This is a genomic window from Mesorhizobium sp. P5_C1 (assembly GCF_054049815.1).
Genome location: NZ_JBFULQ010000184.1, coordinates 1 through 10,116, shown reverse-complemented (window position 1 = coordinate 10,116; position 10,116 = coordinate 1). Strand labels below are relative to the sequence as shown.

Here is a 10,116-nt window from a genome sequence, read left to right as displayed (position 1 = left end):
GCCGGAAACCACGGAATCGAAGATCATCCCGCTCTGTTCGCCAAGCGTCGCGTTGAGGTTGAAGGCATCGCCCTCGATGACGTTGACGCCGGGATAGAGTTGCCGCAGGTGGCGGACGAAGTCGGTGGAATATTCGACAGCGTAGAGATTTTCGGGTCGCACCCCGAGGGCCAGGATGGCGCGGGTGATGACGCCGGTGCCGGGACCGACCTCGAGCACCGGCAGGCCGGATTTCGGATTGACGATCGAGGCCATCTTGCGGGCGGTGACCGAGCTGGTCGGCACGATCGAGCCGACCGTCTTCGGCTTGTCGATCCAGCCCTTGAAGAATTTGAGCTCGTCGTCGAACTTTTCGGCAAGCGCCTTGCGCAGTCCGGGACGTGTCATGCAAGCTCTCCTCAGCACTCCCCCCAAATTACTTAACATCTGAGCGGCGCAAGGCAAGGCGCGGTCAGACGCATGTCGTGGATAAGATAAGTTTCGTCGCGTCTCAATATGCGACGCATTTCACGAAATCACGCGGCTTGCCTAGAATTCCCATCAGCGCTCGCCGAAGGATTCGAAGAAATCCTTCATGCGGGTGAAAAAGCCACTCGATTGGGGCGAATTATCCTGCGAGGAGAGCTGTTCGAACTCCTCCAACAGCTCGCGCTGGCGGCGAGTGAGGTTCTGCGGCGTCTCGACCGCGGTCTGGATGTAGAGATCGCCGACATTGGGCTGGCGCAGCACCGGCATGCCCTTGCCCTTGAGGCGGAACTGGCGGCCGTTCTGGGTGCCTTCCGGCACCTTCACCTTGGTCTGCGTGCCATCCAGCGTCGTCACCTCGAAGGAGCCGCCAAGGGCGGCCGTCGTCATCGAGATCGGCACCTTGCAGTAGAGATCGGCGCCGTCGCGCTGGAAGAATTCGTGCGGCTTGACCGCCAGGAAAATATAGAGGTCGCCAGACGGCCCACCGCGCAGGCCGGCCTCGCCCTCACTGGCAAGGCGGATGCGGGTGCCGTCCTCGATGCCGGCAGGGATGTTGACCGACAGCGAACGCTCTTCGGTGACGCGGCCCTGACCAGCGCATTTCGGGCACGGATCCTTGATGGTCTGGCCGCGGCCCTGGCATTGCGGGCAGGTGCGCTCGATGGAGAAAAAGCCTTGCGTGGCGCGCACCTTGCCGTGGCCGTTGCACATCGAGCAGGTGACAGGCTGGGTGCCCGGCTTGGCGCCGCTGCCCGAGCATTCCGAGCAGGAGATCGATGCTGGCACGCGGATCTGCGCGGTCTTTCCCGCGTAGGCTTCCTCCAGCGAGATTTCCATATTGTAGCGCAGGTCGGCGCCGCGCTCGCGGCCGCCCGACGAGCGGCGCTGGCGCCCGCCCATCATGTCGCCGAAAATATCCTCGAAAATGTCGGCGAAGCCGCCGGCACCAAAGCCTTGCGCGCCGCCATTCATGCCACCCTGCTCGAAGGCCGCGTGACCGAAACGGTCATAGGCCGCGCGCTTTTGCGGGTCCTTCAGCGTCTCGTAGGCTTCGTTGATTTCCTTGAACTTGTGCTCGCAGGAATGATCGCCGGGATTGCGGTCGGGATGGAACTGCATGGCGAGCTTGCGGAAAGCGCTCTTGAGCTCCTTCTCGTCGGCGCCTTTCTGGACACCCAGCGTTTCGTAGAAATCAGCTTTCATTTTTTCCCGCAGTCCGGATGTTCAACGTCTTGATGCATATGTTGCGTCGTTTGCCGGCACGTTGTCTCGATTTAGGAGCGGTGCTGCCCGGATGCTAGGGCCGGCGCGGTTCTGTCCGTCTTTTTCAGCGATTTTTTCCGCCAGGGTTGCAAAAAAGCCCGGCCTGCGCCGGGCTTTTCGCTTTATCTTGCCGTCAAACGGTTCAGGCCGACTTCTTCTTATCGTCGTCCTCGTCGATTTCCTCGAAATCGGCATCGACCACGTCACTGTCCTTGGCGGCATCCGCCTTGGCGTCGGCTTCCGCCGCTTCCTTCTGCGAAGCCTCGTACATGGCCTGGCCAAGCTTCATCGAAGCCTCGGCAAGCGCCTGCGACTTGGCCTCGATGTCGGCCGCGTCATCGCCTTCGGCCGCGGCCTTCAGCGCCGTGATCGCATCTGCGATCGCCGTGCGTTCGGCTTCCGAGACCTTGTCGCCATATTCCTTCAGCGACTTCTCGGACGAATGCACCAGCGCCTCGGCCTGGTTGCGGGCCTCGACCACCGCACGCCGCTTCTTGTCGCTCTCGGCGTTGGCCTCGGCGTCCTTGACCATCTTCTCGATGTCGGCGTCCGAAAGGCCACCCGATGCCTGGATGCGGATCTGGTGCTCCTTGCCGGTGCCCTTGTCCTTGGCCGAAACGTTGACGATGCCGTTGGCGTCGATGTCGAAGGTGACCTCGATCTGCGGCACGCCGCGTGGCGCCGGCGGGATGCCGACCAGGTCGAACTGGCCAAGCGCCTTGTTGTCGGCGGCCATTTCGCGCTCGCCCTGGAAGACGCGGATGGTCACTGCGGACTGGCTGTCCTCGGCCGTCGAGAACACCTGGCTCTTCTTGGTCGGGATCGTCGTGTTGCGCTCGATCAGCCGCGTGAACACGCCACCCAGCGTCTCGATGCCGAGCGACAGCGGCGTCACGTCGAGCAACAGCACGTCCTTGACGTCGCCTTGCAGCACGCCGGCCTGGATGGCGGCGCCGAGAGCGACGACCTCATCCGGGTTGACGCCCTTGTGCGGCTCCTTGCCGAAGAACTGCTTCACGATCTCCTGGATCTTGGGCATGCGGGTCATGCCGCCGACCAGGACGACTTCGTCGATTTCGCCAGCCTTCAGGCCGGCATCCTTGAGCGCCGCCTTGCAAGGGTCGATGGTGCGCTGGACGAGGTCGTCGACCAGCTGCTCGAACTTGGCGCGCGTCAGCTTCAGCGTCAGGTGCTTCGGCCCGGTCGCATCGGCGGTGATGAAGGGCAGGTTGATCTCGGTCTGCGTCGTCGACGACAGCTCGATCTTGGCCTTTTCAGCCGCCTCCTTGAGGCGCTGCAGGGCCAGCTTGTCGTTCTTCAGGTCGATGCCCTGTTCCTTCTTGAACTCAGCCGCCAGATACTCGACCAGGCGCATGTCGAAGTCCTCGCCGCCGAGGAAGGTGTCGCCATTGGTCGACTTCACCTCGAACACGCCGTCGCCGATCTCGAGCACCGAAATGTCGAACGTGCCGCCGCCAAGGTCATAGACGGCAATGGTCTTGCCATCCTTCTTGTCGAGGCCGTAGGCGAGCGCGGCCGCGGTCGGCTCGTTGATGATGCGCAGCACTTCCAGCCCGGCGATCTTGCCGGCGTCCTTGGTTGCCTGGCGCTGGGCATCGTTGAAATAGGCCGGAACGGTGATGACCGCCTTCTCGACCTTCTCGCCGAGATAGGCTTCCGCCGTTTCCTTCATCTTCTGCAGGATCATGGCCGAGATCTGGCTGGGCGACTGCTTCTTGTCGCCGGCCTCGACCCAGGCATCGCCATTGTCGCCCTTGACGATCTTGTAGGGGACAAGCTTCTTGTCCTTCTCCGTCACCGGATCGTCATAGCGGCGGCCGATCAGGCGCTTGACCGCGAAGATGGTGTTTTCAGGATTGGTGACCGCCTGGCGCTTGGCCGGCTGGCCGACGAGACGTTCGCCGTCGCCGCTGAAGGCGACGATGGAAGGCGTCGTGCGCGCGCCTTCCGCATTCTCGATCACCTTCGGCTCTTTGCCATCCATGATGGCGATACAGGAGTTGGTGGTGCCGAGATCGATACCGATTACTTTTGCCATTTTTCTAGTCTCTCCGCTAAGCAGGCTCTCAGGACCCGTACAGGCGTTCCGACGAAAGCCCCTGTTCACAAGAAATTCCGTTCCGGCAACCGGCATTCCGGCGCCGAACGGCTTGGCGCGTATATAAGAACAGGCAGCATCGCGCGCAAGCATTCTGCGCAAGGCTTCCATGAACCTTTCCACCTCAGCCCGCGACTGATGTCCAGGTGCCGCATTGTGCGGCCCGGAAAGGAAGCCCCCATGACCATTAACCCAGAGGCTCTGAGGTCTCCGGGAACAACAGGAACTCGGCGCGACCACCGCCTTCGAGACGAGGTCGACGCCCTGGGCTTCCTGTTGATTCCGTTGACCCTGCGTAAGAGCAGGCGTATCGTCAAGATGAGGAAAGCAGACAATTCGATCAGGGAAGAACGTGCCGGACCACCGCGCCTTGCCCTGGTTTGCGCGGCAACGCCGGATGTTTCTCCCGTGGCTAACGGGGGTAGCTTCATGTCTCGCGTCCGCGGCACGTTCGTGTCTTCTCTCAACAGCGGCCTGCGCCACGCCATGCATCCGGGCGGATTGCTGGCGCTGGCACTCACTGCCGGCCTTTGGCTGGGTGACGCAGCACGGGCGCAGGACACCCAGATCATATATCCCGGCTCGATGGCGGTAACCGGTTTTTCCGGCACCATCATTCCCAATTTCGACGAGGGCCTGCCGCCCGGTGTCGATCCGGTCGACGAAACCTTCATCGACACCACGCGCGCCACCTTGCGCGTGTTCGACGTCTCGCATCTCGGCGGGCCGGCCGCCGGCCAGCTCGTCTCCACGCCGCCGCCCTTCGAGGTGACGGCCGAACAGATCGGCCAGGTGTTCGGCCTCACCTATGATGACGGCGTGCGCGACGGTGTTCCGTCGGGCGTTCCCAATCTCTATGCCGGTGCCACCTCGCTGCACGGCATCCGTATCGTCACGCCGGATGCCGATAGCGATGGAAGGCCGGAGCGGCAGCGCCGCGGCGCGGCCGGCGCCACCTTCATGGATGGCCAGTTCGGCACTGAAAACGGTGGCGGGCCGGGTACCATCTGGAAGATCGACGGTATCACCGGCCAGGTCTCCAAGTTTGCCGACATCGACACCAACAGCGGTCCCGGCATCGGCAATCTCACTTTCGATCCCATCCACCGCCAGTTCTTTGCCTCAGACCTCGACACCGGCCTGATCCATCGCATCGACGCCGAAGGCAGGTTGATCGACAGCTTCGACCATGGCGTTGCCGGGCGTCCGGCGCACGGGCTGGCCCCGGTCGCAGACGACGGTTCGGTGATGGACATACAGGGCGCGGCCTTCGACAGCGAAGACCCCGACAGCTGGGGCTACACGCAGGACGAGCGCCGCGTCTGGGGCGTCTCCTATCACGGCGGCCGGCTCTATTATTCGGTTGGCGAAAAGTCGGAAATCTGGTCGGTCGGCATTGCCCGCGACGGCACCTTCGCCGGCGATCCGCGCTGGGAACTGACGGTCAAGGCCGACAAGGACTACGCCGTCACCGACATCGCCTTCGACAACAGCGGCTTCATGTATCTGGCACAGCGCGGCCCGGTCGAAAACCGCTATGATTACAGCCAGTTCGCCGATTCCGGCAAGGGCGAGGTCATTCGCTACTGGCGCGAGAATCCGGACGATCCGGCGACGGAATCGGTCTGGGTCGAAGTGCCGCAGGAATATGCGGTAGGCTTCCCGCAAGGCAACCGGCAGTCGGCCGGCGGTCTCGACCTGCAATATGGCTATGATGCCGACGGCAATCTCGACACCTCGGTCTGCACGCAGACGCTTGTCAACACCGGCGACAAGCTGCGCGACAATCCGGCGCTCGCCGAGCAGCTCGCCGCCGGCGGGCCGCTGGCCGTGCACGGCGTGCAGATCACGCCCAGGGAGCTGGTCAAACCGGCCAACGTGCCGCCCTTCGGCTCCTGGTTCGTCGATTTCGACGGCTATTTCGAAGATCCCGAAGTGGAAGGCCATGTCGGCGACGTCGCGGTCTGGCATCCCTGTGAAGGTCGCGCCGGCTATTATGAAGAAATCCCGGGTGGCTATCTGCCCCCCTTCTACCCGCCGGACTTCCCACCGCCCGGCAATCTGCCTCCCTGTCTCGATGTCGAGGACGTCCAGTACTACTGCACGCCTTCCGGCCTCGAGGCCGATCTCTATCTCCATGACCATGCCGGCTTCGGCGGCGATTCGATCAAGGCCCAGTCCAGGACGCCAGGCGTCGGGGTGACTTCCCCCATGTCGCATGCGCCCGGCACGCCATACACGATCGGCATCACCGGCCACTATCCGGGCGACACAGTCGATGTTGGGCTCTGCTTCTACAGGAAGTCCGACAAGGACAAGGGTGGCTACTACCCTTGCTGCAAGATGACTTTGCCGCTCAGAACCCCAGCCGTCAGCTGCGAACGTTGAGGAGGGGAAGATGAAAAATCTCGCACTTTCCCCGCTCGCAACGAGCAACCAGTCGAAGCAGTCAACCGTCTTGGAGACGATCATGAAACCCCTGTCACTCGCCAGGCGCGGCGCGCGCTGGCTGATGGCGGCCGGTATCGCGGTCGCCACCCTGACCCCGGTGCAAGGCTTCGCCGAAGAGTTCTACACCGTCATTACGGAGCCCAGACTCGACCTCGACAATCCGCGCATCATCAATCCGGAGCCGGGCCGGGTCGTGCCTTTTTTCACCAAGAAGGGCACCCAGAGAGGCTGCGACTATGTCGTCTATTCCCTGAGCTTCGGCCTGCGCGGCGACCCGCAGGGTTTTGCCGACCCTGGCTTCGCGGCCAGACTGAAAAAGGCGCGACTCGACTTCAAGGACCAGCTTCCGCACGGCCTTGAGATCGTCAACGTCAATGTGTCCGGCGACGGCACGGATGCGGCCGGCGGACCACTGCCGGGTGCAACGATCAGCACATCGGCAAATCCCAACGACACGGCGACGGTTTCCGATTTCCGGATTTCCGCCTCCGATCTCGACGGCGTCGGCGCTCCCAACGAGCGCGTCATCACCTTCCAGATCACGGCCAAGATCGACCATGCGGCGTTTCCTTCGCCGACCATCGTCGACAACCAGGGCATGATCAAGGTGACGCCGGAAGCCGGCACGGGGATCATCATCTCGTCGCAGGATCCGAGCAAGCCCGACGACGGCGACTTCAAGACCGGCGAAAAGACCTCGATCAAGATCGATGTCACCAAGTGCAATCCGCCACCGCCGCCTCCCGGCAAGGAATGCTTCAAGGTGGAGCGCGGCACGGTTGATTGCGTGCCCGGTGGCGGCGCCTTCATCTACCACATGCCGGTCGGCCCGGAGATGGGCGGCAAATGGGTGCAGGTGTCGACGACGACACCCGGCATCACCATCATCCCCGACACCCAGCTGGTGCCGGCGGGCGGCGGCGTGCTCAACTGGAAGATCGTTGGCGCGTCACCCGGCGATGTCATCCACCTCATCGTCACCGGCATCGAAACCTATGCCGGCCCGGAGGAAGGCTGGGGCCTGTGCTGCACGCAGACCATCGACATCGTCATCCCGCGCGACCAGAGATGCCCGCCCAAGGACAAGGAACCGGACCTCAAGGTTGAAAAGCGTGCCGAAGTCCAGCGTTGCACGATGGGCGGCGGCTGCGACTTCACCATCAGGGTGACCAATGTCGGCACCGGTGCCTATCACGGCAAGATCGTGCTCGACGAGGTGACGCTGCCGGCCGGCTCGACGCTCAATTCAGGGCCCAATCCGCCCTGGGTCTGCGTACCCGGCACCACCCCGATGACGTGCACCTATCCGGTGACCACGCTCAATCCGGGAGCCTTCGTCGACCTCAAGCTTGGCTTCAAGCCGGCTGGCGGCTGGCAAGGCAGCGTGCTGCGCAACTGCGCCACCTACAATTATGCGGCCAGCGGCAAGTCGCTGTTCGGCAGCCAGTCGAACGATCGCGGCTGTGCCTCGATCCCGATCTGCCGGCGTGGCGATCGTGATCGCGAATGCCAGCCACCGGTCGAAAAGAAGGTCGACCTGATCCTCAAGAAGCGTGCCCGCACCGAGGTCTGCACGGCCGACGGCATCTGCACCTTCGTGATCGATATCATCAACAACGGCACCTTCACCTACAATGGGCCGCTGACGGTGATCGACAGCTATCCAGGCGGCGCGCCGGCCTCCTCGACCTTCGGCCCGACCCCGCCATGGACATGCGGCCCGACCGGCCCCGGCCAGTTCCGCTGCGACAATGCGGGCATCTCGCTCGCACCGGGCGCCTCGACGCCGATCTTCGTCAAGGCGGTCATGCCGACCGGCTATCAGTCCGACACGGTGGAGAACTGCGCCGAGGTGAAGGCCATCCCCGGTGAAACCGACCTCACCAACAACAAGGCCTGCGCCAAGGAACGCATTCGTCACCCCAATGGCGGCAAGCCCGCCTTGCGCATCACCAAGGTGTGCAATGGCTCGCTGGCCGGTGCCGCGGTCGTCTCTTGCCGCATCACCGTCGTCAATGCCGGCACCGCTGCCCCCACCGGTCCGGTGCGGGTCAACGACGCCGCCACGCTGGTGGCGGGCGGCGCGCCCGTCCAGATCCAGACCGTCACCCCCGACGGCGCGGAATGGGCGTGCGGACCGGTTCCGGCCAATACGCTGTCGTGCCAGATTCCCGGTGCCGTCATGACACCTGGAACCAGCCGTCACTTCGACGTGACGGTTTCGGCGAACGGCGAGTTCGAGAACTGCGCGCGGGGTTCGTATGGTCCGGCCCCCGGCGACGACATCGTCTATCCGATCGGCCAGGCCTGCGCCAAGGGCGGCGGCTCTTCGATCATCCGCGTCGAAAAGACCGGCGACCGCGAATGCAAGCTCGGCCAGCCCTGCTCGTTCGAGATCACCATCACGAATGACGGGACGAGCCCCTTCTCCGGTCCGGTTCGCATCGGTGATGCGATCGGCGTCGAAGGTCTCGGCAGGTTGGACGGCGTTGCGATCACCTCGATCGATCCGCCTTTCGGCTGCTCGCCGGAACCGGCGACCTTGCCACTGTCCTGCATTGCCAACCTGACGCTCGGCGCCGGGGAGAGCCAGGTGCACCAAGTCACCGTGGTCATTCCCGACGACGGCCGCCTGGCCAATCTGCAGGGCAATGTCAGCGGCCAGAACTGCGTCGGCGTCCTGTCTCCCGACACACGGGTGCAAGGCGGCGACATGCTTCCCGGCGACCAGGCCAATGTCCAGGGCGACCGCGGCAAGGCCTATGCGTGCCATCCCTTCACCATCACGCATGAGGTGAAGAACGAGTGCTCGCCAGGTTTCGTCATGAACGACGCCGGCAGATGTGTCTGCCCGCAAGGCACCACCTTCCGCAACGGCCAGTGCTCGCCCGACGGTGGTGTCATCGTCGAGCCAAAGCCGCGGCCCTGCGTGCTGCTCGAAGGCCAGATCCGCACCCAGGACGGACGTTGCGTCTGCCCACGCGGAACCGGGCTTCAAAACGGGAAGTGCGTCAAGACCGACAAGCCTGAGCAGTGCACGATCCGCGGTCAGGTCCACAATTCGGACGGCGATTGCGTCTGCCCGAAGGGTACGGAAGTCCGGGGCAATGCCTGCCGTCCGATCCGGCCGAAGCCTGAGCAGTGCACCATCCGTGGCCAGGTCCACAATGCCGATGGCGATTGTGTCTGCCCGAAGGGTACGGAAGTCAGGGGCAATGCCTGCCGTCCGATCCGGCCGCAGCCCGAGCAGTGCACCATCCGTGGCCAGGTCCACAATGCCGATGGTGATTGTGTCTGCCCGAAAGGTACGGAAGTCCGGGCCAATGCCTGCCGACCGATCCGGCCGCAGCCCGAGCAATGCACCATCCGTGGCCAGGTCCACGACGCCAACGGCAATTGTGTCTGCCCGAGGGGTACCGAGGTGCAAGGCAATGCCTGCCGGCGCAAACAGCCGCCGGTGGAGCAGTGCGACATACGCGGCCAGGTCCACAACAAGCGCGGCGAGTGTGTCTGTCCGCGCGGGACCGAGGTGATCGACGGCGCATGCCGCAGATCCAGGCCGCAGGTGGAGGAGTGCGCGCCGGGCTCGCAGATGATCAATGGCCAGTGCCAGCCGATCATCAAGCGGCACTGCCCGGAAGGCACGATCGGGCGCTATCCAAACTGCAGGCCGATCCGTGGCCAATTGGAACCAGGCCTGCTGAACCCGAACGTCCTGCAGCAGCTGCTTCCGCGGCGCAGGACGCAAACTGACCAGCAACAGCAGGGCGATCCGGCTGGAAACATCCAGAACTTGAAGCCGTAACCGTCTGCGC

At 63.8% G+C, this 10,116-nt stretch carries 5 protein-coding genes; 2 read left to right on the top strand and 3 right to left on the bottom strand.

Features of this window, described 5'->3' with window-relative positions; translation table 11 throughout:
* The 3 genes from ACXJ7R_RS16255 to dnaK all read right to left on the bottom strand — a co-directional run.
* Positions 1–387 (bottom strand): class I SAM-dependent methyltransferase (locus tag ACXJ7R_RS16255; RefSeq protein WP_457152727.1); only part of this gene is annotated, 387 nt, incomplete at its 3' end.
* 153 nt (positions 388–540) lie between these two features.
* The gene (dnaJ, locus tag ACXJ7R_RS16250; RefSeq protein WP_457152726.1) at positions 541–1,671 is read right to left on the bottom strand and encodes a molecular chaperone DnaJ; all 1,131 of its coding nucleotides are present in this window, start codon (positions 1,669–1,671) and stop codon (positions 541–543) included.
* A 202-nt stretch (positions 1,672–1,873) separates the two neighbouring features.
* Entirely contained in the window at positions 1,874–3,790 is a 1,917-nt protein-coding gene (dnaK, locus tag ACXJ7R_RS16245) for a molecular chaperone DnaK (protein ID WP_095083681.1), read from the bottom strand.
* A 489-nt stretch (positions 3,791–4,279) separates the two neighbouring features.
* Here dnaK and ACXJ7R_RS16240 point away from each other — a divergent pair, with 489 nt between their 5' ends.
* Positions 4,280–6,238: a hypothetical protein gene (locus ACXJ7R_RS16240; protein WP_457152725.1), complete on the top strand. Its 1,959-nt coding sequence runs from the start codon at positions 4,280–4,282 to the stop codon at positions 6,236–6,238.
* A 10-nt stretch (positions 6,239–6,248) separates the two neighbouring features.
* Complete coding sequence (locus ACXJ7R_RS16235; RefSeq protein ID WP_457152724.1) at positions 6,249–10,106, top strand: DUF7929 domain-containing protein; 3,858 nt, start codon at positions 6,249–6,251, stop codon at positions 10,104–10,106.
* Positions 10,107–10,116: the final 10 nt, after the last annotated feature.